The following is a 26,250-nucleotide window of genomic DNA, read 5'->3' on the forward strand; positions in this document are numbered from 1 at the left end:
GGGCTGTTGGCTGTTCCACTCCCTTCTGTATGCGCCGAGGAGCACAGGGCGCGGGGCGGGCGGGTGCGCCGCAGGACGCACACGCTTCAAGCTCTGACTGGCTGCGGCTGTCTGAACGCAGCGCTGCAAGCGCGCAGTGAGTTCCGCAGCCCCGCCCCGTGACCGAGCACCGCAGGTTGCCCCGCAGCGAAGCGAAGGGGACGCAAACAGCAGGGTCGCCCTTTCTTTGCTTACTTTCTTTCGGCGAAGCGAAAGAAAGTGAGTGCGCAGCCGGGCGCATCACCCGGCCCCGGGAAGCAACCTCACAAAAACTATCAAAAAGATAGCTGAAAGCGCTTGCCACATAAGCGCCAGAAGCCAAAAAGACCAAAAATCACTCACCAGCGAATGACCCGCTGCTCTGCCTCCCAAAACAAAACCCTCCACCCCTCCACATACCGCGAAGTCCCCGCCGCAAACGGATCCACCCCCCCCGCCTTGCGCAAGACCACCAAATCCCCCCCCGCAGACCCCGCCACCAACACCCTCCCATCCCCTGACAACGCCACCCCCGTCACCGCAGAAGTCGCCACCGGGTGATGCCACAACACTCGCCCTTCATCGTCCCGACCCCACAACACCCCATCCGCATCGCCATCCACCACCAGCCCTTCGATGCGAGCCGAAACGACCGCCTCGGATGATTCAGCAACTTCCTCATCCGCCAGCGGCAGACAGCGCAAACCGTCTGCCTCCACCCGCAGCCACCGCCCAGCGGCCCCGCCCACGCGCGCCGCAATCCCGCCATCCGGCAGCCAGCGCACCGGCCCCACTTGCTGGCCAGATGCGGCGGCACGGTCTGCATAGCAGTCGGGCGCAAAAGCAAAGCGGCGGTGAAAGCGCGCGGCCATGTGGGCATCACCGCGCCGGCTGATCTCGCAGGCCAGTTGCAACACGCGGGCCGCGTGAAGACCGCGTGGGTCGACAGGGCGGGGGGCAGGGGGCGCATCGCTGTGTTCTGCGGCGCGGCGCAGCCAGGCGGCCTGCGCCCGGCCGGCCGCCTGCCAGGTGTGCGATAGCGCCATCCAGACACCAGGAATGACGTCTTCATCGGCCGCGTGCGGAGCATGAGCCGCAGCAAGGTCCAGCCACGCGGCAAGGTAGCGCGGCCCGTCCATGTCCGATGCGTCTTCCGATGCCGGGCAGGTTGCCACCAGATGCCGCTCGGCTGCAGCCAGCAGGCGCATCAGCCGGTCGATGTGATCTGCCGCCTCGGCTGGCAACGGCTCGCGCGTGTCGCTCAGGCGCTGGGCGTAGGTGATGTGCAGGGCGGGCTCGCCAGTGCGGGATGCCTCGCGCTCCACGTCGATCTGGTAGCAGGCCCAGGCGCCCGTGTCGACCTCGTCTTCATCGTCCAGGTCTTCGCAATCTGCTTCGGCATTCCTGTGCCAACCCAAACGCAATGCCGCGCCACTGGCCTGGGCGTGTTTGCCACCATGGTGCGATGAGGGCGGCCGGCTGCTGACGCGCAGCGTGCCTTGCCAGCCGCCGAGCCGCTTGGCGCGCGAGGCACCCGGCACTGGCTGAGCAAAAGCAGGCAGCAAGGCCAGCGCCTCAATGCGCTCGGGTGTCCACAGCGAAAGCAGTTGCTGGCGCAGCGGGTAATGGGCGCGGCGCTGCGCGATGCCCTTGCGCCAATAGTCGAGCAGCCCCTGCCAGGCCTGCCTGCAGGCCTGCAGCACCTCGGGCGGGCCGTCGTTGGCAGCCAGATCGAACGGCAACCATGCACCGGCCGCGCCACTGCCGTGTGGCCGATAAAGCTGGGTAAAGCCGATGGGGGAGGACGACTGTCGCCGCAACCAGGCGGCTGCGCGTGTTGCGGCGGCTTGCAGCAGGCTGGTGTAGGTGGGGCGCTGCGCGTCGGCGATCCAGAAGTCCCATTGCTGCCAGACGGTGAGAAAGAGGCCGTCGTGGTAGGTGTCGCCGTCTTCGTCCACATGCGCGCGGGTGAGCAGAAAGTCGGTGTCGCCGAACCAGCCCTGCGCCTTGCGGCGGCTCTTGTCGGGCAAGGCGGTGTGCACAAGCTGCTTCAGGTTGGCGGCGGTCAGCGCGGAATCGGCCGTTGGCTGGGCATCGGCTTGCGGCGAATCAGCGACGAAAGACGGGGAGGTACTCATGGTTCCCGGACTGTGCCACGGGCATGCTCCACACGCAGCAACGGGGCCGTGCAGGCCCCGTCGTGGGTGATTGGTTGGATGAAGGGCTGCGCGTCAGCTGGGCTGGCGCTTCGTTCCGTCTGCCGCTTGGCTCTCGTCGGCTTCAGCGTAATCGTGTTCAACGGCATGGCCGTCTTGCGAGATCTCGGCGTCAGGAACCGGCTGATCAGTGCCCTGGCTCTGGCTCTGGCTCTGACTTTGTGACTGCTGCGACTGAGCCTGAGTGGGCTGCGCCGATGCACCTTCTTCGCCCTGCAGTTGCTGCTGCTGCGCGTTCTCTGCAATTTCGGCGTCGTCTGGCGCTGTCTGCGGCGCCACGGCAGGCTTGCCATCCACCAGGATCTTGCCTTCGCGCGCATAGCGTTCGAACTGGTCGCGGGGCATGGCAGCCAGGCCGGCGGCGTCGTTGTCGGCCTTCCAGCTCAGGGTGACGCTGTCGGGTGCATGGGTCAGCTCCACCGGGCCTTCCGGAATCGCCACCGGCATGCCGTCGCCTTCGCGGTAGGTGACTTCGCCCTGGATGGTGGCTTGTTGCGTGCCGTGTTGTTGTGTCATTTGCGTCCTCTTTCTCAGATGGGCGCCAGTGGCGCATTTAGGAGGTGTCATTACACCCGCAGGGCGCAGCGCCGGGCTGTCGGACAACACCCGTTTTCGCAGTGCAACATTCCAGATAAATAGGCCTCAAGCGCTTTATTCATAAGCGCTTGTAGCTATTAAGTTGATAGCGATCATGCTGCAGTCAGCTCGGCTGTTGTACCTGCCGTCCTGGCCAGTTGAGCGTCGTGCCAGACCGCGGCTGCATTGGCCAGCCCGATGGCGATGCCCACGGCGCAGGTGGCACGCCAGCCGCCCACAGCCCAAGCCAGCGACCCCGCCGCAGAGCCAGCCGCGGCGCCCGTGAAATACGCGGTCATGTACACCGCATTCAGGCGTGAGCGGGCATCAGGCGCCAGGGCGTAGATCACGTTTTGGTTGCTGATGTGCACGCCCTGCAGGGCCAGGTCGATCAGCAGCATGCCGGTCAGGAACCACACGAGGCTGGCGCTACCCAGCCACAGCGGTAGCCAGCTGACGAGCACCAGCAGCACCGATGCGCGGGTGGTCCATTGCTCATGGCCACGGTCGGCAAGCAGGCCGGCCACGTTGGCCATCAGTGCGCCCGCCACCCCGGCCAGGCCCACCAGCCCGATCTGCGCATCGCTTAAGGCATGGGCGGGGCCGCCCAGCATCAGCGCCATGGTGGAAAACAGCACACTCACCGACGCGAACGACAGCCCGCCCAGCAAGGCCCGGCTGCGCAGGCGCGGGTGCCGCCTTGCCAGCGTGCCCAGCGACCGCAATACCTGCAGATAGCCGGGCGGGTGGGCCGGGCGGGGCAGCGGCGGCAGGGCGAACCACAGCGCCAGCGCCACCAGCAGCATGGCCAGGCCGGCGGCGCGGTAGACCAGGTTCCAGCCGCCCAACCCCGACAGCAGCCCTGCGATGCTGCGCGCCGCCAGAATGCCGATCAGCAGCCCGCTCATCACCATGCCCACGGCACGTCCGCCGCGGCCGGGCGCAGCCAGAGATGCGGCCAGCGGCACCAGCACTTGCGCAGCCACAGAGAAAAGGCCCGTCATCACGGTGCCTACCGCCAGCCACGCAAAGCTGCCCGCAAAGCCGCTGAGAAACAGGCCCGCTGCCGCCAGCACCATCAGCAGCACGATGAGGCGCCGGCGTTCCAGCTTGTCGCCCAGCGGCACCAGCAAGAGCAGGCCGCAGGCGTACGACACCTGCGCCAGCGTGACGGTGAGCGCGGCGGTGGATTCACTCACCCGCAACTGCGTGGCGATTGAATGCAGCAGCGGCTGGTTGTAGTAATTCGCGCCCGCGCACAGCCCGCAGGCCAGCGCCATCAGCAGCAGCACGGGCGTGGTCAGGGCGGCTGGGGCTGGGTGGGACGGGTTCATGCGCAGTCAGCGTCGGCGGGCAGTACGGCGGTGGCGTCGATCTCGAACAGCATGCCGTCCAGCGCCAGGCGCGGCACGGGGATCAGCGTGCAGGCCGGCGTGGGCGAATCGCCCCACATGGCTATCAGCGCGCGGGTGAACAGGGCCAGGCGCGCCTCGGTGTGGTCCACCACCAGCACCGTCAGGCGTGCGACGTCGGCGGGCTGTGCTCCAGCGGCGCGCAAGGCGATGCCCAGGTTGGCCAGCGCCTGGCGCATCTGCGCCTCGAAACCTTCCGCCAATTGGCCTTGTGCGTCTTCACCGCCCTGGCCGGCAATGTGGATGGTGCGTGCGGGTTGTTGCACCACGGCGATGTGCGAATAGCCGTTGGGCTGCGGGTCGTAGAGGCCAGCGGGGTTGTGAAAGCTGAGCAGCGGGGAAGGGCGGTGCGATGGGGTAAGAGACATGCGGCGTTTCAGTCAATGGCTATTGGAAGCCCGCTAGTATTGAACCTCAACCGGGCTTGAGGTCAAGCCAGGTTCTGAACATTGTTGACCACCCATTTCAACTCACCATGCCCGCTGCCCGCACTGCCGATGACGACACCCCCACCGCGCCTGAGCTGACCGTTGGCGAGGTCGCCCAGCGCAGCGGCGTGGCCGTGTCTGCGCTGCATTTCTACGAAGCCAAGGGGCTGATCAGCAGCCTGCGCAGTGCGGGCAACCAGCGGCGCTATCCGCGTTCGGTGCTGCGGCGGGTGGCGGTCATCAAGGTGGCGCAGCGCATGGGCGTGCCGTTAGCCGACATCGCCACCGCCTTGCAGGCGCTGCCCGCGGGCCGTACGCCCAACGCGGCGGACTGGCGCCGTATGTCGGCGCGGTGGAAGGCGGGGCTGGAAGAGCGCATTCGCATCCTCACGCAGCTGCGCGATCAGCTCGATGGTTGCATCGGCTGCGGGTGCCTGTCGCTCAAGGAATGCCCTTTGCGCAATGCGCAGGACGTGCTGGCTGAGGCCGGGCCTGGCCCGCACTTCGAGCAGGCTGCGCAGGGGCCGGTGCCTGTTCAGGTGGCGTCAGAGGTGGCGGGGCGGCCGGAGTGGATCTGGCCGCAACCGCGAAAGGTGGCGCGCAGCGGCACCACGGAGAAATCCAAGTAAAAATCGGCCCTAGCGCTTGATGGATAAGCGCTGTGTGCTATAAATTCAATAGCACTCAGCGGTTGGGGAAGTCATTCCTTGTCCTGCGGCACCGTGCGGCTGCCGCGTCTTTGCATCACGGTCTGCAGCAGCGGAATGGCCCAGAAGATCAGCAAAGCCAGCGCGGTGGCCAGCAACGCGGTGAATTCCAGCCCCAGGCCCGCCGCCACGCCAATGGCCGCCGTCAGCCAGATGCCGGCCGCCGTAGTCAGGCCCTTCACCTGGCTTTCGGCATCGCCCTTCAGGATGGTGCCGGCACCCAGAAAACCCACGCCCGCGATGATGCCCTGCAGCACCCGGCTGTTGTCCGCCGCGTCGATGCCGGCCTGCTGCGCGGCCAGCACGAACATCGCCGCACCCATCGACACCAGCATGTGCGTGCGCACGCCCGCAGCCTTGCCCTTGTGCTCGCGCTCCAGGCCCAGCAGGCCGCCCAGCAGCGCGGCCACCGACAGCCGCAGCACGATGCGGGTGAACTGCTCGGCGTCCGACACATCGGAAAACTCGGCCGACACGGTGGCGCGAATGATGTCCCAGGTGCTGCTCACAGGCGGCCTTTTTCTTCCTGCGCTCCCAGTGCTGAAGGCGTCGGCGCACAGGTCTGCATGGCGCTGTTCGATGAAGGGGGCATGGATTGCGGGTCGTGTGTCATGGGCTTTGTTGTTGTTGTCAAAAAGTGAAGAGGCGAAGGCCGATTCAGCGCCGGTTCAGGTGCCACGCCACTCTGAGCTTGCCACCGCGCCAGCGCTAGCGGCCTTTGCCCACGTCCACGGTAGGCGCCGTCTCACAAGCGCGAGCTGTGTGGGCCATGACTTGCCATTGCCCAAGCCGCCAGAGCGCCTGCCAGTCGCGCAGGTCTGCCAGGCCTTCTGCCGGTAAAGCCTCACACCCCGCTTCATCGGGCGGCAAGCCGGTGGGTGGCCATTGCAGCCCGCTGGTGAAGGTCAGCGCTTCACCGGTCGCCGGGTGCGGCACCTGCAGCCGCCAGGCATGCAGCCACAGCCGTTGCCCGCCCAGGCGATCGGCCCACCAGCGATTGAGCGGGCCCTTGCCGTGCGTGGCGTCGCCGATGATGGGGTGGGCGATGTGCTTCAGGTGGCGGCGGATCTGGTGCCTGCGGCCGGTGGTGGGCAGGGCATGTACCAGCGATGCGCGGGTGGTGCCAAAGCGCGGGTCGGCGGCTTCGGGCCATTCCAGCTGAGCCAGGCTGCGCAAGGTGGTGTGCGCGTCCTGCACGGGTGCGTCGGGCGGGGCGTCGTCGGGCCGCAAGGCATGGTCCACCTGCACGGCGCCAGGCGCCCAGCCACGCACCAGCGCCAGATAGTCCTTGCGCACGGCGTGGTGCTCGAACGCCTGTGACAAGGCCCGCGCCGCCGCCGGGTGCAGCGCCATCACCAGCACGCCGCAGGTGCCCTTGTCGAGCCGGTGCACGGGGTAGACGTGCTGGCCCAACTGGTCTCGCAAGGTCTGCATCACGAATCGTGTTTCGCCCGCGTCCAGCCCTGTGCGGTGCACCAGCCAGCCCGCAGGCTTGTACACGGCGGCGAGGTGCTCGTCGCGCCAGAGGATGTGCAGGGCAGGCATGCGGGGGTGTGGAAAAAAGGGAAGGGCGATCGGCTGACGGGCGCCGATTGTCTGTCATGCCGTGTTCATGCGGCAGACACGGGCATGTCATACCGCGGCGGCACATTGCATGCAGTGGCGGAGCAACGCAACGCTGGTCAGAGCAAGGCACAAAGCCAAAGCCCGCTGCCGTCTGTCTGCCCGCTTGATCGATTGATTGACTGCATTCCTACCTCAGGAGAGCCGAATGAATGAATTGCCCACCCCGACCATGGCCCTCAGCCCCGCCACGTTGCCCAGGGGGTCACTTCACCGTCCTGGCAGCGCAGTGGGCCTGGGCGGGGCTGCGCCGGCGCGCGGCGGGGTGGCGGTGGCATGGGCGCGGCATGTCGACGAAGTGCGTGAAGCGCAGCGACTGAGGTTTTCTGTTTTTGCGTCCGAGATGGGTGCGCGGCTGAACACGCCGCTGCCCGGCCACGACGTGGACCTGTTCGATGACTATTGTGAGCATCTGCTGGTCCGCGATGCAGACACCCGGCAGGTGATTGGCACCTACCGTGTGCTGACGCCGGCGCAGGCGCGGCGTGTGGGCAGCACCTACAGCGACACCGAATTCGATCTGACCCGCCTGCGCAGCCTGCGCACGCGCATGGTGGAGCTGGGCCGCAGTTGCGTGCACCCGGACCATCGCCATGGGGGCGTGATCCTGGCGCTGTGGGGGGCGCTTGCCGACTTCATGGTGCGCAACCAGCTCGACACCATGATCGGCTGCGCCAGCATTCCAATGCTGCACAACGGCGTGGTCAGCGGCGATGCGGCCGCCAGTATCTGGGAGCAGCTGCGCCACACGCACATGGCTCCCATCGACTACCACGTGCTGCCGCGCCTGGCGCTGCCGGTGGAGAAGCTGGACGGCTCGCTGCCCATAGAGCCGCCTGCGCTCATCAAGGGCTATCTGCGGCTCGGTGCCCGGGTGCTGGGCGCGCCAGCGTGGGACCCTGACTTCAACACCGCCGATCTGCCCATGCTGATGCGGCTGGCCGATCTGCCGGTCAAGTACCGCAAGCACTTCCTGGGCGCCTGAGGCTGCTGCCCAGGGGTTTGCCGACACCCGCACGCGCCGGTGGGCCACCCGGTTTTTCGCTGCGCGCGCACCAAGCACTCGCCGGTCAACGCCCCGCATGCCCATGCCGGCCGCTGCGGCCGCTTGCGTGACGGACGTGTGTCGGTGTCATGAATTTGTCACCTAACCGTCTCATACTGAAGTTGTCCGTGTCTCTCGAACTGCCGTCCATGCCGCCTTTGTCTCCCCCCAGTCCGCCTCGGCCGCCGCACTCTGTTGGCACGGACGATGCGGGCGGGATGCTGATGGAGGCGCCTTCCACGCCCGCACCACGTTCACTGGCTCTGCTGGATCGGGACCATTCCATACTGGCCTTCAACCAGCGGGTCTTCGACTGGGCCACGCGCACCGACGTGCCGCTGCTGGAGCGGCTGCGCTACCTCTGCATCGTCTCTTCCAACCTGGACGAGTTCTTCGAAGTGCGCGCCGCAGCCCACCTGACGGCCGCGCAAAGTGGCGAAACCAAGGGCTCTTACAGCGTTGAGTCGTTTGAAGCCCTGGCCATGCACGCGCACGCGCTGGTGGAGCGGCAATATGCGCTCTACAACGAATCGCTGGTGCCTGCCTTTGCGCAGGCTGGCATCCGCCTGGTGTCGCACGGCGCGCGCAGCAGTGCACAGCGGCGCTGGGTGCGCGACTACTTCATGCGCGACGTGCGGCCGCTGCTCATTCCTGTGGGGCTCGACCCTTCGCACCCGTTCCCGCAGGTGGCCAACAAGTCGCTGAACTTCATCGTGCGCCTGCGCGGCGACGACGCCTTCGGCCGCGAGAACGAGATCGCCATCGTCAAGGTGCCGCGCATCTTGCCGCGCGTGCTGCGCTTGCCGGCGCATGTGGCCCCCGGCGGCACGCAGTTCGTCAGCCTCTCGAGCATCGTGCGGGCGCACCTGGCTGACCTGTTCCCGGGCCGGGAGGTGTCGGAGTTTTCGCAGTTCCGCGTCACCCGCCATTCCGATCTGGCGGTGGACGAAGACGACGTGCGCAACCTGCGCACCGCCCTGCGGCAGGGCCTGCAGCATCGCCACTACGGCCAGGCCGTGCGGCTGGAAGTGTCGGCCGGCTGCTCACGTTTTCTGTCGGACTTTTTGCAGTCGCAGTTCGGTTTGCCGGCCGCGGCGCTGTACCGGGTGCGTGGCCCGGTGAACCTGGTGCGCCTGTCGCAACTGGTCGATCTGGTCAACGACCCGGCGCTGATGTTCCCGCCCTGGCGCTCCGCCTGGCCGGCGCAGCTGCCGCCGGGCACGCCCATCCTGGCGCAGATGAAAAAGCGCGACGTGCTGATCCATCAGCCGTTCGAGAGCTTCGATGGCGTACTCGCGTTCCTGCGCGAGGCCGTGCACGACCCGCAGGTGCTGGTCATCAAGCAGACCATCTACCGCACCGGCTCCGATTCGGAAATGATGGACCTGCTGCGCGAGGCCGTGCGCCGTGGCAAGGAAGTGATGGCGGTGGTGGAACTGAAGGCGCGGTTCGACGAAGAGGCCAACATCAACTGGGCAGAGGCGCTGGAATCGATCGGCGCGCAGGTGGTGTACGGCGTGGTGGGCTTGAAGACCCACGCCAAGATGCTGCTGGTGACGCGGCGCGAGGGCCGCCACCTGCGGCGTTACGGGCACCTGTCGACTGGCAACTACAACCGCCGCACGGCGCGGCTCTATACCGACCTGAGCTACCTGACGGCCGACGAGCAGATCACTGCCGACATGGATGCCGTGTTCGACCATCTGGCCAGCCAGAACCAGCTGCCGCGCTTGAAGCGCCTGGTGATGGCGCCTTTCCATCTGCAACGCGCCATGCTCGACTGCATCGAGGCGGTAGGCGCGGCGGCTGAGCGCGGCGAGGACGCACGCATCGTCGCCAAGATGAACGCGCTGACCGACGAAGCGCTGATCCATGCGCTGGTGCGCGCGGGGCAACGCGGTGCACGCATCGACCTGATCGTGCGCGGCGCCTGTATGCTGCCGGCGCAGGTGCCTGGCGTGACGGACAACATCCGCGTGCGCTCGGTCATCGGTCGGTTTCTGGAGCACACGCGCGTCTTCTACTTCCGCAGCGGTGCGAAGGAAGACCTGTACCTTTCCAGCGCCGACTGGATGAACCGCAACATGCTGCGCCGGGTAGAACTGGCCTGGCCGGTGACCGATGCCCGGTTGCGCCAGCGCATCATCGACGAGTGCCTGGTGGCCTATCTGCACGACGACCGCGACGCATGGACGCTGCAGCCCGACGGCCAGTACAAGCGGGCGCCCCGGCCACTGGACGGCCTGGGTGCGCAATTGGCGCTGACGCGGCGCTATGGCAGTGCAGAACCCAACGGCGCGCGGGGCCGCAACGGAGGCGTGTGATGGATCTGATTCTCTGGCGCCATGCCGAGGCTGACGAAGCCGCCGAGGGCGTGGACGACCTGGAGCGTGCGCTGACGCACCGCGGTGAAAAGCAGGCGGCCCGAATGGCCGCATGGCTCGACCGCCAGCTGCCCGAAGGCCTGCGCGTGCTGGCCAGCCCCGCCAAGCGCACCGAGCAGACGGCGCACGCACTGGGGCGCAAATTCAAGTTGCGGGCCGAGCTGCTGCCCGGCGGATCACCCACGGAATTGCTGGAACTGGTGCAATGGCCCCGCCAGCGCGGCGCGGTGCTGGTGGTCGGCCATCAGCCGATGCTGGGGCAGACCGTCGCGCACCTGCTGGCGCTGCAGGCCAGCGACTGCGCCATCCGCAAGGGCGCTGTGTGGTGGTTGCGCCACCGCCAGCGCCCGGAAGGCGACGAGACAGTGCTGATGGCGGTGCAGTCGCCTGAGTTTCTTTAGCTTGCTTACTTGCGCGCAGCCTTGGCGCGTTTGGCCGGGGCCGCAGGCGCTTTCGTGGCGGATGCTTCAGCCTTCGGGCGGCCGGTCTTGATGGATGGCACGGCCTGCAGTGCCTTCAGCAGGGCGTCATCCGACAGGCTGGCCAGCAGCTTGAGGCCAGCGCGCAGCAATTCGCTCTTCTTGGCAGTCTGCGCCAGTTGGCCCGAGCGCTGCTTCAGTGCCTCGATGGCGGCGTACTCTTCCTTCGGAATGGTGAAGCTGTCGCGTACCAGCTTGGGCTTCTTCGCCTTGGCTGCCTTGTCGGCCGCAGCAGACCCCTTGGGTGCAGCGGGCGCGGCAGCTGCCTTGGGCTTGGCGCTCTTGCTGACAGCGGCTTTCTTGGCTGGCGCGCTCTTCTTCGCCGGTGTGGCCGGGGCGGCTTTGGCAGCAGGCTTGGGCGAAGCGGTTGTTGGTTTGGCGGTGACCACGGGTGCGTCGGCTGCGGGCTCGGCAGCAGGCGCTGTGGTGGGGGCCGTGGCAGGGACGGAAGTGCGGGTGGTGGACATTCATTGCTCCAAAAAGAAAACGGTATAAACAGTTTATACCGTTTATACCGTTCGTTTGCCTGCCTGCTGGAGGCTGCGGCCGGGCTTGCGACCTTGGAGCAGCCTCTCAGGGCAGCTCGGCGACGAAGTCCCAGGGCGTCTTTTGCCAGGCGATGGTTTCATCGCGCAGCAGATGGGCCGATTGGGGGTAGGCCACGGCCCAGCCCGCTCGTGCACGCACCGTGCAGCGATTGCCCTGCAACTGCAGCGCAATGCCGCCCACGTCGGGGTCGCGGCGCGCATGGCACAGGGCCACGGCCACGCGAAAACACATCAGCTGCAGGGCGAAGAGGGGATCGTTCAGGTCGGCTTCCAGCTTGCGCACCTTGCCGCGGTGGCCCAGCACCAGCAGGCCCAGGCGGTGCAGCTCGGGCAACGAGAAACCGGCGGCATCCGTGTGTTCAAGGATGTAGGCGCCGTGGCGGTGATAGTCGCTGTGCGATATGCGGCTGCCCACTTCATGCAGGTGTGCCGCCCAGTCGAGCTTGCGGGCCGCGCGCTCGGAGCCCGAAGGCGCGGCAGCGGTAAACAACGCGCACGCAACGCGCGCCACCCGTTCGGCATGCGCAACATCGACTGCAAAGCGCTGCATCAGGCCGCGCACGGTGGACGATCGCAGGTCGGTGGCGGGCTGTTCGCGGTCCAGCAGGTCGTAGAGCGCACCCTGGCGCAGCGCGCCTTGCGCGACATGCATCTGGTCGATGCCCAGCAGATCGAACACTGCGCGCAGCACGCTGATGCCGCCCCCGATGACCGCGCGGCGTTCTTCCTTCAACCCTTCCAGACGCACCCGGTCGGCGCTGCGGGCCAGCAGCAATTGCGACAGCAGCCAGTCAAGCCCTTCGCGCGTAATGAGGCCCGGTGTGCCGCCCGTAGCGGCGGCGAGAATTTCACCCACCGCCCCGGCGGTGCCCGAAGAACCGTATGCCACATCCCAGGCATCGCGGCGGTAGATGTCCAACGCTTCGTCCAGCACGGCCTTGGCGGCAATCTCTGCCAGCATGAAAGCCTGTGGCGTGAACACGCCTTCTGGAAAGTAGCGTGTGGACCAGGCCACGCTGCCCACGCGAAACGATGCCACGGCCGTCGGCGTGAACTGCTGGCCCAGAATCATCTCGGTGGAGCGGCCGCCGATGTCCACCACCAGCCGCCGCTCGTCCGACTGGGGCAGCAGATGTGCCACGCCCTGGTAGATCAGCCGCGCTTCTTCCGGGCCCGACACGACGTCGATGGCATGGCCGAGGATCTCGTTGCCGCGCTGAATGAAGACGTCGCGGTTGCGCGCCTCGCGCAGCGTCTGCGTGGCGACCACGCGTACGTGGCTGGGCGCGAAACCGGCCAGGCGTTCGGCAAAACGCGCGAGGCAGTCCCAGCCGCGCTGCATCGCCGCCAGGGTCAGGTTGCGGTCTTCGTCAAGGCCGCTGCCTTGGCGCACCGTTTCTTTGAGGTATTCAATTCGCTGGATGTGGCCGTGTTCGAACCGGCCGATTTCGAGGCGAAAGCTGTTGGATCCCAAATCCACAGCGGCGAGCAGTGTTCCGTCTTGCATGGGCGTGCGCTGGGCGCTGGTTCTTCTGTCGGGCCAGCATAGCACCAGCGCTTCGGTCGTCCGTGTGGCCCGGGCCGCAGTGCGGCCGGATGTCCGGCCGGGTGGGATGGCAGGGCGGGCCACGCTCATCCAGGCTGTCTCTGGAACTCGCTCACTTGGCGCGCGGTGGCATCAACACGCGGTCGATGATGTGCACCACGCCATTGGGTGCGCGCAGGTCGGCTTGTTCCACCAGCGCGTCTTCTACCGTCACGAAGCCACCAGCGCGGGCCAGTGCCACCGAGCCGCCCTGAAGGGTCTTGACGTTGCCTGGCTTGACGTCGGTGCTGGCCACGGCGCCTGCCACGATGTGAAAGCTCAGCACTTCCTTGAGCTGTGCCTTGTCGGCTTGCAGCGCCTGCAGCGTCTTGGCCGGCACGGCGGCGAAGGCGGCGTCCGACGGAGCGAACACGGTGTGGGGCGAGGTGCCACGCAGTGTGTCGGCAAGACCGGCTTCGATGGCCAACTTGTTGAAAGTGCTCAGCGATGGGGTGGAAGCAGCGACTTCTGCCAGGTTGGCGGGAGCCGTGGGCTTTGTTGCGCAGGCGCCCAGCGTCAGCAGGGCGGCGAGAGCGATGGCGGAATGCAATGCGTGGCGGCGGAACATGGTTTCTCCCTGAGGGTGTTGTGATGCCGACCGTTGTCGGCCCTCGCAGACTACGCAAGCCGTGCGACAGCTGCGTGACGGTTTCATGTCAATGGCCCTGGGCGTTGCGCCTGTGACTGCGTTTGCTGCTGTCATGTGGATGTCACACAGCACACCTAAAGTCGCGGCACTGATTTTCCAACCCAAAAAGGTCTTTTCATGAAACTGTCCGTGATTCGTGTCCTGGTATCTGGTGTGGTGGCTGCAGGTGCTTTCTCCAGCGCCTTTGCCCAGCAGGAAGCCACCGGCGCTGGCGCCAGCTTCCCAGCGCCCCTGTACTCCAAGTGGGCTGCCGACTACAACAAGGCCACGGGCGTGAAGATCAACTACCAGTCCGTGGGCTCCGGCGCCGGTCTGCGCCAGATCGAAGCGAAAACGGTGGACTTCGGCGCCTCTGACGCGCCGCTGAAGGACGAAGACCTGGCCAAGAAGGGCCTGGTGCAGTTCCCGACGGTCATTGGCGGCGTGGTGCCGGTAGTCAACATCAAGGGCATTGCTCCCGGTCAGATCAAGCTGAGCGGGCAGGTGCTGGGCGATATCTATCTGGGCAAGATCACCAAGTGGAATGACCCCGCTATCACGGCGCTGAACGCTGGCGTGAACCTGCCTGACGCAGCCATCGCACCCGTTCGCCGTGCAGACGGCTCGGGTACCAGCTTCATCTTCACGAACTACCTCAGCAAGGTGAATCCTGAGTGGAAGTCGAAAGTCGGTGAAGGCACGGCCGTGAACTGGCCCACCGGCGCGGGTGGCAAGGGCAATGAAGGCGTTGCCGCCTTCGTGGGCCGTCTGCCCAACTCGATCGGCTATGTGGAATACGCCTACGTCAAGCAGAACAAGATGACCTTTGTTCAGCTGCAGAACGCCGACGGCGCCTACGTGTCCCCGGATGACGACGCCTTCAAGGCCGCTGCTGCCGGAGCCGACTGGGCCAAGAGCTTCTATCAGATCCTGACGAACCAGCCCGGCAAGGCCTCCTGGCCCATCACCGGCGCCACGTTCATCCTGATGCAGAAGTTGCAGGACAAACCAGCCCAGGCCACCACGTCGCTCAAGTTCTTCGAGTGGGCTTACCAGTCGGGCGACAAGACGGCTGCGGATCTGGACTACGTACCCATGCCTGATAGCGTCAAGAGCGTGATCATGAAGTCCTGGGGTGACATCAAGGACACTTCCGGCAAGGCGATTTCTCTGAAGTAATGTTGCAGGTGGCCCGCTGCGAACCAGCTCATGGTTCTTCGGCGGGCCTTTCTTCGTCTTTCACATCACAAGGCCAAAGACGTGTCCACTACGCTGCCGGTTCGCCACACTACCTCCCATGAGGGTGCGTCGGGCATTCCCCGGACCACTCCTCCCCCCCGTTCGCCTTTCATTTCAGGCGTGCTGGCCGATCGTATCTTCGGCCTGTTGGCCCGCGGCGCCGCGCTGCTGACGCTGGCGCTGCTACTGGGTATCCTCGCCTCGCTGGTGGTGGGCGCGTGGCCCTCCATCGCCAAATACGGCCTCGGTTTTCTGACCAGCAGCGTCTGGGACCCGGTGCAGGACGAGTACGGTGGTCTGGTGATGATCTACGGCACGTTGGCCACGTCGATCATCGCCCTGCTGATCGCTGTGCCAGTGAGCTTCGGTATCGCGCTCTTCCTGACCGAATTGTCGCCCGCCTGGCTCAAGCGGCCGCTGGGCACGGCCATCGAACTGCTGGCCGCGGTGCCCTCCATCGTGTACGGCATGTGGGGTCTGATGGTGTTCGGCCCCATCTTGGCTACCTATGTGCAGCAGCCGCTGCAATCGCTCTTTGCCGGCGTGCCCGTTCTGGGTGCCTTCGTGTCGGGCCCGCCGGTGGGCATCGGCATTCTGGCGGCCGGCATCATCCTGGCCATCATGATCATTCCGTTCATCGCCGCCGTGATGCGCGACGTGTTCGAAGTCACGCCCGCACTGCTCAAGGAATCTGCATACGGTCTGGGCTCCACGACCTGGGAAGTGGTCTGGAAGGTGGTGCTGCCCTATACCAAGACGGGCGTGCTGGGCGGCGTCATGCTGGGCCTGGGCCGCGCTTTAGGTGAAACCATGGCGGTCACCTTTGTGATCGGCAACATGAACCAGCTCAATTCGCTGTCCATCTTCGAAGCGGCCAATAGCATCACGTCGGCTCTGGCCAACGAGTTTGCCGAGGCAGGCGAGGGCCTGCATCAGGCTTCGCTGATCTACCTGGGGCTGGTGCTGTTCTTCATCACCTTCGTGGTGCTCGCACTGTCCAAGGTGCTGCTGTCGCGCCTGAAAAAGAGCGAAGGAGCCCGCGCATGAACACGACCAGTACATCGCAACAACTCATCTCGGCGGCCGAGCTGGCGCAAGTGCGCCAGATTCGCTACAACAGCCGCAAGCGCGTCAACCAGATCGCCCTGACCCTGTCGCTAATGGCGATGGCCTTCGGTGTTTTCTGGCTGGTGTGGATCTTGTGGGAAACGGTGCGCCTGGGCATTGGCGGCCTGAGCATCGCGCTGTTCACGGAGATGACGCCTCCGCCCAATGAGGTGGGTGGCATCTCAAACGCCATCTTCGGCTCGTTCGTCATGGTGTTGCTGGCCACCTTCGTGGGTACACCCATCGGCATCATGGCAGGCGTATATCTGGCCGAATATGACACGCGCAGCTGGCTCGCTTCCACTACGCGTTTCGTCAACGACATCCTGCTGTCCGCTCCCAGCATCGTCATTGGCCTCTTCGTCTACGCCGTGGTGGTGGCGAAGTTCAAGAGCTTCTCGGCCTATGCCGGCGTGCTGGCCCTGGCGCTGATCGTGATTCCGGTGGTGATCCGCACGACAGAGAACATGCTGGTGCTGGTGCCCTCCAGCCTGCGCGAGGCCGCCTACGCCTTGGGCACGCCCAAGTGGAAGGTGATCATCATGGTGACGCTGCGTGCGGCACGTGCCGGCGTCATCACCGGGGTGCTGCTGGCCGTGGCGCGCATCGCTGGCGAGACCGCGCCACTGCTGTTCACGGCGCTGAACAACCAGTTCTGGAATGCCGACCTGTCCAAGCCCATGGCCAGCCTGCCTGTCACGATCTTCAAGTTCGCCATGAGCCCGTATGAGAACTGGCAACAGCTGGCCTGGGCGGGTGTGTTCCTCATCACCGTTGCGGTGCTCGCCCTCAACATCCTGGCGCGCGTGTTGACGCGCCAGAAGTAGTCCCACAAAAGCAGCCCCATATTTCAGGGAAACAGTCATGCCTCTTACCAAGAATTCCTTGCCCGCTGCGTCCAAGATCACGGTGCGCGACCTGAACTTCTACTACGGCAAATTCCACGCCCTCAAGGGCATCAACCTCGACATTCCCGAGAAGAAGGTCACGGCCTTCATCGGCCCGTCGGGCTGCGGCAAGTCCACGCTGCTGCGCACCTTCAACCGCATGTTCGAGCTGTACCCAGAGCAGCGTGCAGAAGGCCAGATCGTGCTGGACGGCGAGAACCTGCTGACCAGCAAGCAGGACGTGGCGCTGATTCGCGCCAAGGTCGGCATGGTGTTCCAGAAGCCCACGCCGTTCCCGATGTCCATCTACGACAACATCGCCTTCGGCGTGAAGCTCTTCGAGAGCCTGAATGCCACCGACATGGACGACCGTGTGGAGTGGGCGCTGCGCAAGGCAGCGCTGTGGAACGAGGTGAAAGACAAGCTGGGCCAGACGGGCTCTGGCCTGTCCGGCGGACAGCAGCAACGGCTGTGCATTGCGCGCGGCATTGCCATCAAGCCTGAAGTGCTGCTGCTCGACGAGCCCTGTTCCGCGCTGGACCCGATCTCCACCGCCAAGGTGGAAGAGCTGATCGCCGAGCTGAAGAACGACTACACGGTGGTTATCGTGACGCACAACATGCAGCAGGCCGCCCGCTGCAGCGACTACACCGCCTACATGTACCTGGGCGACCTGGTCGAATTCGGCGAGACCGAGCAGATGTTCTTCAAGCCGCAGCGCAAGGAAACCGAGGACTACATCACCGGTCGTTTCGGTTAACGCCGCCTGCAGAAAAAGCTCGATAGCAAGCTCGCCGTTTCGCGCCCATCCACACGCCGGCCCCCAGAGGCGGGCAGGAGACCATGCCATGACAGAAAAACATCTCTCGTCCCAGTTCGACAGCGAACTCAACAACATCTCCGCCCGCGTGATGGAACTCGGCGGACTGGTCGAGTCGCAAATCCGCCAGGCGGTCTATGCGTTGTCGCAATTTAGTGTGGAAGCGGCCACGCAGGTCGAGACCATCGAAATGCGCGTGAACACCATGGAAGTGGAGATCGACCATGAGCTGTCGTCGATCATCGCGCGCCGCCAGCCGACGGCGCGCGACCTGCGATTGCTGATCGCTTTCTCCAAGGCCACGGCCAACCTGGAGCGCATGGGCGACGAGGCCACCAAAATGGCGCGCATGGTCAAGTCCATCATCGAAAGCGGCGCGGCCCGCTCACTGCCTTCGTCCGACCTGCGCGTGGCCGCCGACCTGGCTTCGGGTCTGCTGCGCAAGGCGCTGGATGCGTTCGCGCGGCTGGACACCAAGGCCGCCGTGGCCATCCTGAAGGAAGACGACCTGATCGACCAGGAGTTCGACGGCTTCGTGCGCAAACTCATCACCTACATGATGGAAGACCCACGTACCATTTCCGCCAGCCTGGATCTGCTGTTTCTGGCGAAGGCCATCGAGCGGATCGGCGACCATTCCAAGAACGTGGCCGAACTGATCATCTATCTCGTCAAGGGCAAGGACGTGCGCCACACCGCGCTCGACGAGATCGAATCGGCCGTGCTGTGAAAGGCGGGTGCATTGCATGAAGAAACTTCCCCGCGTGCTCATCGTCGAGGATGAATCGGCAATTGCCGAGCTCATCGCCGTGAACCTGCGCCACAACGGCTTCGCCCCCATCTGGGCGGAAGACGGCGAGTCGGCGCAGCGCGAGCTCGATGCCGTGCTGCCCGACGTCATCTTGCTCGACTGGATGCTGCCCGGCCAAAGCGGCCTGCAGCTGGCGCGCAAGTGGCGCGCCGACAGCCGCACCAAGCCGATCCCTATCCTGATGCTGACGGCCCGGGGCGATGAGCCCGACAAGGTCGCCGGGCTGGACGCCGGTGCCGACGACTACATCACCAAGCCGTTTTCCACGCAGGAGCTGCTGGCGCGCATTCGTGCCGTGCTGCGCCGCCGCGCGCCCGAACAGGCCGGCGAGAGCGTGACTATTGGCGAGTTGCTGCTGGATGCCGCCACCTACCGCGTGAGCTATCAGGGCCAGCAGATCAAGGTCGGCCCGACCGAGTTCAAGCTGCTGCACTACCTGATGACGCACTCCGAGCGCGTGCACAGCCGCGCACAGCTGCTCGACAAGGTGTGGGGTGACCATGTGTTCATTGAGGAACGCACGGTGGACGTGCATGTGAAGCGCTTGCGCGAAGCGCTGGGCGCAGCAGGCACCATGGTGGAAACCGTACGTGGCGCGGGTTACCGGCTGACCGCGCAGCCGCAACGCCTGTTGCAGGCCTGAAGCGCTTGATCCGTCGCGGTATTTGCACTGCCCCGCTGAGGGGCTTCTGCCGTTTCCGTCTTTGCCTTGTCTTGTTGTCTGTGCCTGCACACCCATGCTTTCGAGAATCTTTTTCTTTCTGATTTGCCAGCTGGCCGGCGCCGCATTGGGTTGGTGGCAGGGCGGCCCTTGGGCAGCGGCAGTGGGGGCCGGAGTGGCCGCATGGGGCTGGTTTGCTTGGGACTGGTGGCGCAGCGCCCGCGTGCTGCGGTGGCTGCGCCAGGGCGATACGAGCCGTGTACCCCGCCTGCGCGGCAGCTGGGGCGAAGTGACCGATCGGGCGCGCCGCTTGCTGCGTCAGCGGGACCAGCAGATCGAAGGCGCCGAGCGCCGCATCTCCGAGATTCTGGAGGCGCTGCAGGCATCGCCCAACGGCGTGGTGCTGCTGGACGCACAAGGCCATATCGAATGGTGCAATCAGACGGCAGCCGCGCACCTGGGTTTCGACGCCGAGCGTGACCTGATGCAGACCATTGGCAACCTGGTGCGCGACCCGGACTTCACAGCCTACTTCACCGGCCACGACTTTTCCCAGGGCGTGGCATTGCAGGGGCGCGAAAGTACGGCCTCGCGGCCCGTGCGCATTTCGGTACACGTGCATCCGTATGGCGACGGGCGCAAGCTGCTGCTGTCGCGCGACGTGACGGCCGTGGAGCAGGCCGAGGCCATGCGGCGCGACTTTGTCGCCAACGTGTCGCACGAGATTCGCACGCCACTCACGGTGCTGACCGGCTTTGTCGAAACGCTGCAGACGCTGCGCCTGGCCGAAGAAGAGCGTGAACGCTATCTGGGCATGATGGCCCAGCAGGCGGCGCGCATGCAGAGCGTGGTGCAGGATTTGCTCACCCTGTCGCGGCTGGAGGGCAGCCCGCTGCCCGGCATGCACGACTGGACGCCGGTAGAGGCCTTGCTGCGTCGCTGCGAAGATGAAGGGCGTGCCCTGTCTGCGGTGCTGGGCAATGCGCAGCAGCGCGAGCATGTGATCGAGTTCCCTGATGCGTTGCAACTGCGTGCCGCGGGCCAGGTGGCTGGGTCGGCCGTGGAGTTGCAGAGCGCGCTGTCGAACCTGGTGAACAATGCCGTGCGCTACACGCCGCTGGGCGGCAGCATCCACGTGACGTGGGAGCGGCTGGACGATGGCCGAGCGCGATTTTCAGTGCGCGATACCGGGCCGGGGATCGGGGCGGTGCATATCCCGCGCCTCACCGAACGCTTCTACCGGGTCGACCGCAGCCGCTCGCGTGAAACGGGTGGCACGGGGCTGGGGCTCGCCATCGTCAAGCATGTGGTGCAACGGCATGGTGCGACGCTGCACATCACCAGCACACTGGGCAAAGGTTCGGTGTTTTCGGTCACGTTTCCGGTCAACCGGCTGCAAGCGGGTCCGGTGCAGGCCGCGGCACCAGTGGGCCTTGCAGTCTGATCAAGGTGCTGCCGTTGCTGCGGGCGCCGACCGGCGCAACACCCTGGCCAGCATGGCCGTAAACACTGCTGCCGTCACTGCCAACGCCGCCGCGCTGGTGGCCCAGAAGGGCGCAGGAGAGGCTTTGGGCTGCCAACTGCCCATGCCGTGGTAGACCAGCCAGTACCCGCCAGCCAGGCCGCCACCCCAGAGCAGTACGCAGTAAACGACCAGGGGTGCGATCGTCACGCGGTAGCTGCGCAGTACAAAAATGCACACCGTTTGCAGTGCATCGGCCATGTGATAGCCGGCCACCCACGGCAGGATGGCGGCGGCAGCCAGAGCGACCTGCATGTTGCTGGAGTACAGCGCTGCAATCGGTTGTCTTGCTATTAATAATATAGCTGCTAGCGCAATGCCAGCAAGCGCTGCAAGCCTAAAACCCATCCAGGCCAAGGCCCGGGCCCGGTCTTCGTCACCGGCGCCGCGCCAGAAGCTCACGCGGGCGCTGGTGGCAATGGCCAGCGACAGCGGCACCATGTAGAACACGGCGGCCAGGTTGGAGGCGATCTGGTGGGAGGCCGACGCCAGCGTGCCCTGGCGCGCCACGAACAGCGCCACCAGCGAGAACGACGTTACCTCCACGAGAATCGACAGGCCGGCCGGAATGCCCAACCAGGCGAAGTGCGCCAAATGCGCAAAGTCCGGCCGCTCCAGCCGTCGCCACAGGGCGATCGGTGCATACATCGAGCGGCTGCGCAGCATCCACACCGCCACGGCGAGTAGGGCGTAGTTGACCACCAGCGTGGCCCAGGCACAGCCGGTGGCGCCTTGCGCCGGCAAACCGAATGCACCGAACGCCAGCGTGATCGAAAGCGGAATCTTCAGGCCCAAAGAACCTACCTGCAGCCAGGTGACGAGTTGCGGATGCCCGAGCGACTGGTTCAGCGTGCTGTAGATGCGAAACAGCAGCGCCGGCGGCAGTGCGAAGGCAAGGATGTGGAGGTACTGCTGCACCTCGCCGCGCAAGGCCTCGGGCACCTGCGTCCAGCGCAGCAGCGCTCCGGGCGTCAGCAAGACGGCCATGCCCAGCGCGGTCAGCGCGAGGCAGAGGTAGAGCGACTGCCGCACGCTGGCACCCATGGCTCCTTGTGCTTGGGCGCCGCGCTGCTCGGCCCACACGGGCAGCAGCGCTTGCAGCACGCCCATGAGCGAGACATACACGCTGATGAAAACGGCCGAACCGATCGACAGCGCGGCTAGCGCGCCCTCGGAATGGCGACCGGCAACGATGGTGTCCGTCACGCCGAAGGCCATCACCGCCAACTGCCCGGCCAGCACCGTGCCGGCATGGCGCAGTACCGCGCCGCGCTCGGACATCAGCGGCGTGGCGCCGTGCGGCGCAGCACGACCAGCCGGTCGTTCTTGTCGGTGGGCCGCACGATGGTGGTGATCGGTTTCCAGTCGCGCGCGGGCAGCACGTTTGCAAAAGGTGGGCTGGCGCCGGCGTCGGCCACCAGCCAGTCGCAGCCCACGCTCTGCTGGCCGGTGGCCAGAGTGACATCGCTGTGGTAGATCAGGCCCGCCAACTGCGCGCGGCTCAGGCCGTAGGTGGCCACGCAGCCGGGCGCGTCGCCCATGACGGCACGCACGCTCTGCATCTGCAGGCGATAGCTGCGCCCATGGTCCAGCAGCGGCAGCCACAGCGTCATCAACAGCAGCCAACCCAGGGTGGCTCCGCTGGCCGGCAACACCAGGCTTTTCCAGATCGCCGCGCGATTGCGCGACGCACGCCACCACACCAGCGCGCACCAGGCCACGGTCGCGGCCAGTGCCGTGCCGAATGCAACGAATGAGAACGAGGCCACGAATTCAGGCGCCAAGCGGGCGATATTGCGAGCCGGCTTGGCGGGCACACCGGTTTGCACCGACAGCCATACCACCCAGATGGTGATGGCAGACACGCTGAAAAACAGCAGGGTGAACCAGTCGATCAAGGCCGAGATGCTGCGCCGCAGTGTCGGCAGTGCGAACGCGGCCAGGGCTGCCAATGCCGGCAGGCCCAGCAGCAGCGCGCGGTCGGAAGGGCGCGTGGTCAGCGTGGCGCCCACGGTCAGCACCAGGAACCAGATGGGCAGCAGCAGATGCCGGTGCGGCTCACGGCTCACGATCTGGTGGCGCCAGCGCCAGAGCGTCCAGATCGCGAGAGGCCAGGCAGGCCAGGAAAACCACAGCAGCAGGCGCGCCAGGCTGTCCCATTCCTTGGCGCCATCGGCACTCACGATACGCCAGCGCCACAGGTCGAGCTTCCAGGCCAGCACAGCGGAGGCCAGCGTCAGTACGAGAAGAGCGGCAGCCCAGGGCCAGCGGCGGCGCGACGTGTCTGACGCTGTGGCCCACACCAGCGCGGCGCCGCCCGCTCCCCACATCGCAGCCAGGGCTGGCGCACCGCTCAATACCAGCCCGCACAACCCGGCGGCGGCGGCGATCAGCGGCGCGATGGTGCGAAGCGGCAGCGCCGCGGCGGCGTAGAACACCAGCGCGGTGCAGGTCAGTTGCGTGACATAGCTGGTGATTTCGTGCGAGATCTGGGCTAGACCCAGGCAGGCGATAAGCGCCAGCAGGCCGGCATCGGCCATCGCGCGCGCATAGTCGGCCGGGCTGGCCTCGCCACCGAACGCGAAGGCGACCGGCTGCGCGCCGGGGCTGCGCGCCAGGTAATAGACGCTGTACCAGGTGGCGGCCAGTGTGATAGCCAGCAGCGCGACGAAAGGAAGGCGCGCGCCCATCTCCGGCGAAAGCCACGAAGACGTCCACTGGATCGACCAGGCTCCCAGCCAGTAAGGCAGCAGGCCCTCGGTGTCTGGCGGCAAGCCCGCCATCAACGGGGCCGTCCATGGGGTGTTTCCCAGAGCCAGTTCCCGCATGTAACCGAACGCCGTCACGTCGGCGTTCTTCCAGGGGTCACGGCCGATGAACCCCGGCACCACATAGGCAAAGCACAGCAGCAAAAGCGCCCAGCGCGGCAAGGCGCGCACGGCGCTCTGGGGCACGATGGCGGGGGTGGGATGAATCACGCGGGAGTCAGGACAGAGCGAAGAAGAGCGGGCCGAACGTGTCGGAGCCGTTGAAGCCGCTAGAGGATAACGGCAAAGACCCAAGAAAAAAGGCAGCGCGGCGAACCGGGCTGCCTTCTCCAAGCGGTGGGGATTTGCGCAGTGCCGGGCATGGTGCCACAGCGCGCGCAAATCGCGCCGACCGGGGCTTACTTTGCTGCCGTGGCGGTCGTCTTGCCGAAACGGTTGCGGAAGCGCTCCACGCGGCCACCCATGTTGTCCACCGACTTTTGCGTGCCGGTGTAGAAAGGGTGCGATTCGGAGGAAGTGTCCAGCTTGAACAGCGGGTAGTCCTTGCCTTCGAACGTTTCGGTTTCCTTCGTGTTCACGCACGAGCGCGTCACGAACTTGAAGCCGTTGGACAAGTCCGAGAACAACACTTCGCGGTAATTGGGGTGAATGCCTTCTTTCATGATCTTTCCTTTAAGTTCAGCTGCGGGAGCCGCGCCAGCCAGTCCGGCGTACTTTCCGCAAGAAAAAGCCTGCCATTATGGCATGGCGGGCTAGCACGGGTTATTTTCAGCCGCCGCGGCGCATCATGTCGAAGAAGTCCACGTTGGTCTTGGTGGCCTTCATATTCTTGATCATGAGCTCCATGGACTCGATCTCGTCCATGTTGTACATGAACTGGCGCAGGATGCGGGTCTTCTGCAAGATCTCGGGTGGCAGCAGCAACTCTTCGCGGCGCGTGCCACTTTTGTTGAGTTCAATCGCCGGGAACACGCGCTTTTCATAAAGACGCCGGCTCAGGTGCACTTCGCAGTTGCCCGTGCCCTTGAACTCTTCGAAGATCACTTCGTCCATGCGGCTGCCGGTATCGACCAGCGCCGTGGCGATGATGGTCAGCGAGCCGCCTTCTTCGACCTTGCGGGCGGCGCCGAAGAAGCGCTTGGGGCGTTGCAGTGCTGCTGCATCCACGCCGCCAGACAACACCTTGCCGCTGGAGGGCACGACGTTGTTGTAGGCGCGAGCCAGGCGGGTGATGGAATCGAGCAGGATCACCACGTCTTTTTTCAGCTCGACCAGGCGCTTGGCACGCTCGATCACCATCTCGGCCACGTGCACATGGCGTGCTGCAGGCTCGTCGAAGGTGGAGGCAATGATTTCGCCCTTCACCGAGCGCTGCATTTCCGTCACTTCTTCAGGGCGCTCGTCCACCAGCAGCACCATCAGGTGCACGTCGGGGTTGTTGGCCGTGATGGCGTGGGCGATGTGCTGCATCATCACCGTCTTGCCGCTCTTGGGCGGTGCGACCAGCAGAGCGCGTTGCCCACGGCCGATGGGCGCCACGATGTCGATGATGCGGCCGGTGATGTTCTCTTCGCCCTTGAAGTCGCGCTCCAGCTTCATCTGTTCCTTAGGGAACAGTGGCGTCAGGTTTTCGAACATCACCTTGTGCTTGTTCTGCTCCGGCGGGCCGTCGTTGACCTTGTCCAGCTTGGTCAGTGCGAAGTAGCGCTCGCCATCCTTCGGCGTGCGCACTTCGCCTTCGATCATGTCGCCGGTGTGCAGGTTGAAGCGGCGCACCTGGCTCGGCGAGATGTAGATGTCGTCCGTGCTGGCGGTGAAGCTGGTGTCGGGGCTGCGCAGGAATCCGAAGCCGTCGGGCAGGATTTCGAGCACGCCGTCGGCGAACACCTGTTCTCCTGCCTTCGCCCGCTTCTTGATGATCGCGAACATCAATTCCTGCTTGCGCATGCGGCCGGTGTTTTCGATCTCAAGCTCTTCGGCCTGCTTGAGGACTTCAGACACGTGCAGTGCCTTGAGTTCGTTTAAGTGCATGGGGTGACTCCTTGGCGGAGTAGGGTGTGAGTCAGAGCGAGAGGGAGGGGCTTGAGCGCCGTGAGGGCCGTCGTGCGAGCCTGGCGAGCCTGGGATCTGGAATCGGCCGCCAATGCGTGCGGGCCGGTGATCGCTGCGAATTATGACAGGAAAAAAATCGGGGTTCCCAGCGTGGGCGCGGTGCTCGATGCCCTGTGACATCAGGGCGCAGAACGAAGGTGGAAGCTGGGGGAGGCGGAGTATCTGGAGAAGTCAACAATGGTGGGCTGCCGCACTGCAGGTTCGAGCCGGCCGCGTGCGTCGCGGGCCGGCGTTACCACCACGAAAAGATCAGGCCAGATTCTGGTCGATGAAAGCTGTGAGCTGTGCCTTGCTGAGAGCGCCGACCTTCGTGGCCGCAAGCTCGCCGTTCTTGAACAGCATCAGCGTGGGAATGCCGCGGATGCCGAACTTGGCGGGGACTTCGCGGTTTTCGTCAACGTTCATCTTGGCGACCGTCAGCTTGCCTTCATAGGTGCCGGCCAGCTCGTCCAAAATGGGCGCAATCATCTTGCAAGGGCCACACCATTCGGCCCAGTAATCCACCAGCACCGCGTTGCCCGACTTGAGAACGTCGGATTCAAAGCTGGCGTCGGAGATATGTTTGATGAGTTCGCTTGCCATGGCGCATTCCTTGTCTGTGCAGATTGGTGGGCGGGTTACGTATAAAGTCCGTTCATTGTGACAGAAACCGATTCCCCGCATCCCGTGACGGC

General features: G+C 65.4%; 24 protein-coding genes and 1 pseudogene. 11 read left to right on the top strand and 14 right to left on the bottom strand.

The annotated features are described in order from the left end of the window. Window positions 1-377: 377 nt before the first annotated feature. The 4 genes from RQI28_RS13285 to RQI28_RS13300 form a co-directional block, all read right to left on the bottom strand. Entirely contained in the window at window positions 378-2,156 is a 1,779-nt protein-coding gene (locus tag RQI28_RS13285) for a hypothetical protein (RefSeq protein ID WP_311223996.1), read from the bottom strand. A 93-nt stretch (window positions 2,157-2,249) separates the two neighbouring features. Beyond that, window positions 2,250-2,750, bottom strand: coding sequence for a hypothetical protein (locus RQI28_RS19740; protein WP_404976939.1), 501 nt, complete (start codon window positions 2,748-2,750; stop codon window positions 2,250-2,252). A gap of 173 nt (window positions 2,751-2,923) precedes the next feature. Beyond that, window positions 2,924-4,144 carry an MFS transporter gene (locus tag RQI28_RS13295; protein WP_311223995.1) on the bottom strand — a complete coding sequence of 407 codons (1,221 nt, stop codon included), beginning with the start codon at window positions 4,142-4,144 and terminating at the stop codon, window positions 2,924-2,926. Then, window positions 4,141-4,590 (bottom strand): RidA family protein, encoded by a 450-nt coding sequence (locus RQI28_RS13300; protein WP_311223994.1) that lies wholly within the window; start codon window positions 4,588-4,590, stop codon window positions 4,141-4,143. Before RQI28_RS13300 ends, RQI28_RS13295 begins: the two co-directional genes overlap by 4 nt. A gap of 107 nt (window positions 4,591-4,697) precedes the next feature. Between RQI28_RS13300 and soxR the strand changes: the two are divergent. Continuing rightward, a pseudogene (gene soxR / locus RQI28_RS13305) lies at window positions 4,698-5,156 on the top strand (redox-sensitive transcriptional activator SoxR); the annotation flags it as partial. Between the two features lie 194 nt (window positions 5,157-5,350). Here the strand turns inward: soxR and RQI28_RS13310 are convergent. Both RQI28_RS13310 and RQI28_RS13315 read right to left on the bottom strand, forming a co-directional pair. Next, window positions 5,351-5,866: an MgtC/SapB family protein gene (locus RQI28_RS13310; protein WP_311223993.1), complete on the bottom strand. Its 516-nt coding sequence runs from the start codon at window positions 5,864-5,866 to the stop codon at window positions 5,351-5,353. Window positions 5,867-6,065: 199 nt separating this feature from the next. Continuing rightward, window positions 6,066-6,902, bottom strand: coding sequence for a pseudouridine synthase (locus RQI28_RS13315; protein WP_311223992.1), 837 nt, complete (start codon window positions 6,900-6,902; stop codon window positions 6,066-6,068). A gap of 226 nt (window positions 6,903-7,128) precedes the next feature. Here RQI28_RS13315 and RQI28_RS13320 point away from each other — a divergent pair, with 226 nt between their 5' ends. The 3 genes from RQI28_RS13320 to RQI28_RS13330 all read left to right on the top strand — a co-directional run bounded on the left by RQI28_RS13320 (window position 7,129) and on the right by RQI28_RS13330 (window position 10,810). Beyond that, on the top strand, window positions 7,129-7,965 hold the full coding sequence (locus RQI28_RS13320) for a GNAT family N-acyltransferase (protein WP_311223991.1): 837 nt from the start codon (window positions 7,129-7,131) through the stop codon (window positions 7,963-7,965). 278 nt (window positions 7,966-8,243) lie between these two features. Then, window positions 8,244-10,349 (top strand): polyphosphate kinase 1, encoded by a 2,106-nt coding sequence (ppk1, locus tag RQI28_RS13325; protein WP_311223998.1) that lies wholly within the window; start codon window positions 8,244-8,246, stop codon window positions 10,347-10,349. Further along, entirely contained in the window at window positions 10,349-10,810 is a 462-nt protein-coding gene (locus RQI28_RS13330; protein ID WP_311223990.1) for a histidine phosphatase family protein, read from the top strand. Before ppk1 ends, RQI28_RS13330 begins: the two co-directional genes overlap by 1 nt. A gap of 5 nt (window positions 10,811-10,815) precedes the next feature. Here the strand turns inward: RQI28_RS13330 and RQI28_RS13335 are convergent, their stop codons facing one another. The 3 genes from RQI28_RS13335 to RQI28_RS13345 all read right to left on the bottom strand — a co-directional run bounded on the left by RQI28_RS13335 (window position 10,816) and on the right by RQI28_RS13345 (window position 13,589). Then, window positions 10,816-11,355, bottom strand: a complete 540-nt coding sequence (locus tag RQI28_RS13335; protein WP_311223989.1) for a hypothetical protein — start codon at window positions 11,353-11,355, stop codon at window positions 10,816-10,818. A 106-nt stretch (window positions 11,356-11,461) separates the two neighbouring features. Next, entirely contained in the window at window positions 11,462-12,943 is a 1,482-nt protein-coding gene (locus tag RQI28_RS13340) for a Ppx/GppA phosphatase family protein (protein WP_311223988.1), read from the bottom strand. Window positions 12,944-13,094: 151 nt separating this feature from the next. Further along, on the bottom strand, window positions 13,095-13,589 hold the full coding sequence (locus tag RQI28_RS13345; protein WP_311223987.1) for a fasciclin domain-containing protein: 495 nt from the start codon (window positions 13,587-13,589) through the stop codon (window positions 13,095-13,097). A gap of 198 nt (window positions 13,590-13,787) precedes the next feature. Between RQI28_RS13345 and pstS the strand changes: the two genes are divergently transcribed. The 7 genes from pstS to phoR all read left to right on the top strand — a co-directional run bounded on the left by pstS (window position 13,788) and on the right by phoR (window position 20,618). Further along, window positions 13,788-14,828: a phosphate ABC transporter substrate-binding protein PstS gene (gene pstS, locus RQI28_RS13350; protein ID WP_311223986.1), complete on the top strand. Its 1,041-nt coding sequence runs from the start codon at window positions 13,788-13,790 to the stop codon at window positions 14,826-14,828. A 30-nt stretch (window positions 14,829-14,858) separates the two neighbouring features. Continuing rightward, window positions 14,859-15,935 (top strand): phosphate ABC transporter permease PstC, encoded by a 1,077-nt coding sequence (gene pstC, locus RQI28_RS13355; RefSeq protein WP_404976940.1) that lies wholly within the window; start codon window positions 14,859-14,861, stop codon window positions 15,933-15,935. Beyond that, window positions 15,932-16,822 (top strand): phosphate ABC transporter permease PstA, encoded by an 891-nt coding sequence (gene pstA, locus RQI28_RS13360; protein WP_311223984.1) that lies wholly within the window; start codon window positions 15,932-15,934, stop codon window positions 16,820-16,822. The genes pstC and pstA overlap by 4 nt, the downstream gene beginning before the upstream one ends. Before the next feature lie 37 nt (window positions 16,823-16,859). Then, window positions 16,860-17,642 (top strand): phosphate ABC transporter ATP-binding protein PstB, encoded by a 783-nt coding sequence (gene pstB, locus RQI28_RS13365; protein WP_311223983.1) that lies wholly within the window; start codon window positions 16,860-16,862, stop codon window positions 17,640-17,642. Between the two features lie 88 nt (window positions 17,643-17,730). Next, window positions 17,731-18,432, top strand: coding sequence for a phosphate signaling complex protein PhoU (phoU, locus tag RQI28_RS13370; protein WP_311223982.1), 702 nt, complete (start codon window positions 17,731-17,733; stop codon window positions 18,430-18,432). 16 nt (window positions 18,433-18,448) lie between these two features. Continuing rightward, window positions 18,449-19,156: a phosphate regulon transcriptional regulator PhoB gene (gene phoB / locus RQI28_RS13375; protein ID WP_311223981.1), complete on the top strand. Its 708-nt coding sequence runs from the start codon at window positions 18,449-18,451 to the stop codon at window positions 19,154-19,156. 94 nt (window positions 19,157-19,250) lie between these two features. Beyond that, a complete protein-coding gene (phoR, locus tag RQI28_RS13380) occupies window positions 19,251-20,618 on the top strand; it encodes a phosphate regulon sensor histidine kinase PhoR (protein WP_311223980.1) in 1,368 nt (455 codons plus the stop codon). Here the strand turns inward: phoR and RQI28_RS13385 are convergent, their stop codons facing one another. From RQI28_RS13385 to trxA, 5 genes are all read right to left on the bottom strand, one after another. Next, on the bottom strand, window positions 20,619-21,977 hold the full coding sequence (locus RQI28_RS13385) for an MATE family efflux transporter (RefSeq protein ID WP_311223979.1): 1,359 nt from the start codon (window positions 21,975-21,977) through the stop codon (window positions 20,619-20,621). After that, the gene (locus RQI28_RS13390) at window positions 21,977-23,674 is read right to left on the bottom strand and encodes a hypothetical protein (protein WP_311223978.1); all 1,698 of its coding nucleotides are present in this window, start codon (window positions 23,672-23,674) and stop codon (window positions 21,977-21,979) included. The genes RQI28_RS13385 and RQI28_RS13390 overlap by 1 nt, the downstream gene beginning before the upstream one ends. 188 nt (window positions 23,675-23,862) lie before the next feature. Beyond that, window positions 23,863-24,126 (bottom strand): type B 50S ribosomal protein L31, encoded by a 264-nt coding sequence (locus tag RQI28_RS13395; protein WP_311223977.1) that lies wholly within the window; start codon window positions 24,124-24,126, stop codon window positions 23,863-23,865. A 106-nt stretch (window positions 24,127-24,232) separates the two neighbouring features. Beyond that, window positions 24,233-25,495 carry a transcription termination factor Rho gene (rho, locus tag RQI28_RS13400; protein WP_311223976.1) on the bottom strand — a complete coding sequence of 421 codons (1,263 nt, stop codon included), beginning with the start codon at window positions 25,493-25,495 and terminating at the stop codon, window positions 24,233-24,235. A 330-nt stretch (window positions 25,496-25,825) separates the two neighbouring features. Further along, a complete protein-coding gene (gene trxA, locus RQI28_RS13405) occupies window positions 25,826-26,158 on the bottom strand; it encodes a thioredoxin TrxA (RefSeq protein WP_311223975.1) in 333 nt (110 codons plus the stop codon). Window positions 26,159-26,250: the final 92 nt, after the last annotated feature.

Origin of the sequence: Acidovorax sp. WCS2018Noco2-16 (assembly GCF_031843945.1) — a bacterium.
GTDB lineage: Bacteria > Pseudomonadota > Gammaproteobacteria > Burkholderiales > Burkholderiaceae_C > Paracidovorax.

Excerpts from the sequence above, each read along its gene's own strand:
- RQI28_RS13285 (WP_311223996.1), bottom strand. The coding sequence starts at position 2,156 with ATGAGTACCTCCCCGTCTTTCGTCGCTGATTCGCCGCAAGCCGATGCC.
- RQI28_RS19740 (WP_404976939.1), bottom strand. The coding sequence starts at position 2,750 with ATGACACAACAACACGGCACGCAACAAGCCACCATCCAGGGCGAAGTC.
- RQI28_RS13295 (WP_311223995.1), bottom strand. The coding sequence starts at position 4,144 with ATGAACCCGTCCCACCCAGCCCCAGCCGCCCTGACCACGCCCGTGCTG.
- RQI28_RS13300 (WP_311223994.1), bottom strand. The coding sequence starts at position 4,590 with ATGTCTCTTACCCCATCGCACCGCCCTTCCCCGCTGCTCAGCTTTCAC.
- RQI28_RS13315 (WP_311223992.1), bottom strand. The coding sequence starts at position 6,902 with ATGCCTGCCCTGCACATCCTCTGGCGCGACGAGCACCTCGCCGCCGTG.
- RQI28_RS13320 (WP_311223991.1), top strand. The coding sequence starts at position 7,129 with ATGAATGAATTGCCCACCCCGACCATGGCCCTCAGCCCCGCCACGTTG.
- ppk1 (WP_311223998.1), top strand. The coding sequence starts at position 8,244 with ATGCTGATGGAGGCGCCTTCCACGCCCGCACCACGTTCACTGGCTCTG.
- RQI28_RS13330 (WP_311223990.1), top strand. The coding sequence starts at position 10,349 with ATGGATCTGATTCTCTGGCGCCATGCCGAGGCTGACGAAGCCGCCGAG.
- RQI28_RS13335 (WP_311223989.1), bottom strand. The coding sequence starts at position 11,355 with ATGTCCACCACCCGCACTTCCGTCCCTGCCACGGCCCCCACCACAGCG.
- RQI28_RS13340 (WP_311223988.1), bottom strand. The coding sequence starts at position 12,943 with ATGCAAGACGGAACACTGCTCGCCGCTGTGGATTTGGGATCCAACAGC.
- RQI28_RS13345 (WP_311223987.1), bottom strand. The coding sequence starts at position 13,589 with ATGTTCCGCCGCCACGCATTGCATTCCGCCATCGCTCTCGCCGCCCTG.
- pstS (WP_311223986.1), top strand. The coding sequence starts at position 13,788 with ATGAAACTGTCCGTGATTCGTGTCCTGGTATCTGGTGTGGTGGCTGCA.
- pstC (WP_404976940.1), top strand. The coding sequence starts at position 14,859 with ATGGTTCTTCGGCGGGCCTTTCTTCGTCTTTCACATCACAAGGCCAAA.
- pstA (WP_311223984.1), top strand. The coding sequence starts at position 15,932 with ATGAACACGACCAGTACATCGCAACAACTCATCTCGGCGGCCGAGCTG.
- pstB (WP_311223983.1), top strand. The coding sequence starts at position 16,860 with ATGCCTCTTACCAAGAATTCCTTGCCCGCTGCGTCCAAGATCACGGTG.
- phoU (WP_311223982.1), top strand. The coding sequence starts at position 17,731 with ATGACAGAAAAACATCTCTCGTCCCAGTTCGACAGCGAACTCAACAAC.
- phoB (WP_311223981.1), top strand. The coding sequence starts at position 18,449 with ATGAAGAAACTTCCCCGCGTGCTCATCGTCGAGGATGAATCGGCAATT.
- phoR (WP_311223980.1), top strand. The coding sequence starts at position 19,251 with ATGCTTTCGAGAATCTTTTTCTTTCTGATTTGCCAGCTGGCCGGCGCC.
- RQI28_RS13385 (WP_311223979.1), bottom strand. The coding sequence starts at position 21,977 with ATGTCCGAGCGCGGCGCGGTACTGCGCCATGCCGGCACGGTGCTGGCC.
- RQI28_RS13395 (WP_311223977.1), bottom strand. The coding sequence starts at position 24,126 with ATGAAAGAAGGCATTCACCCCAATTACCGCGAAGTGTTGTTCTCGGAC.
- rho (WP_311223976.1), bottom strand. The coding sequence starts at position 25,495 with ATGCACTTAAACGAACTCAAGGCACTGCACGTGTCTGAAGTCCTCAAG.
- trxA (WP_311223975.1), bottom strand. The coding sequence starts at position 26,158 with ATGGCAAGCGAACTCATCAAACATATCTCCGACGCCAGCTTTGAATCC.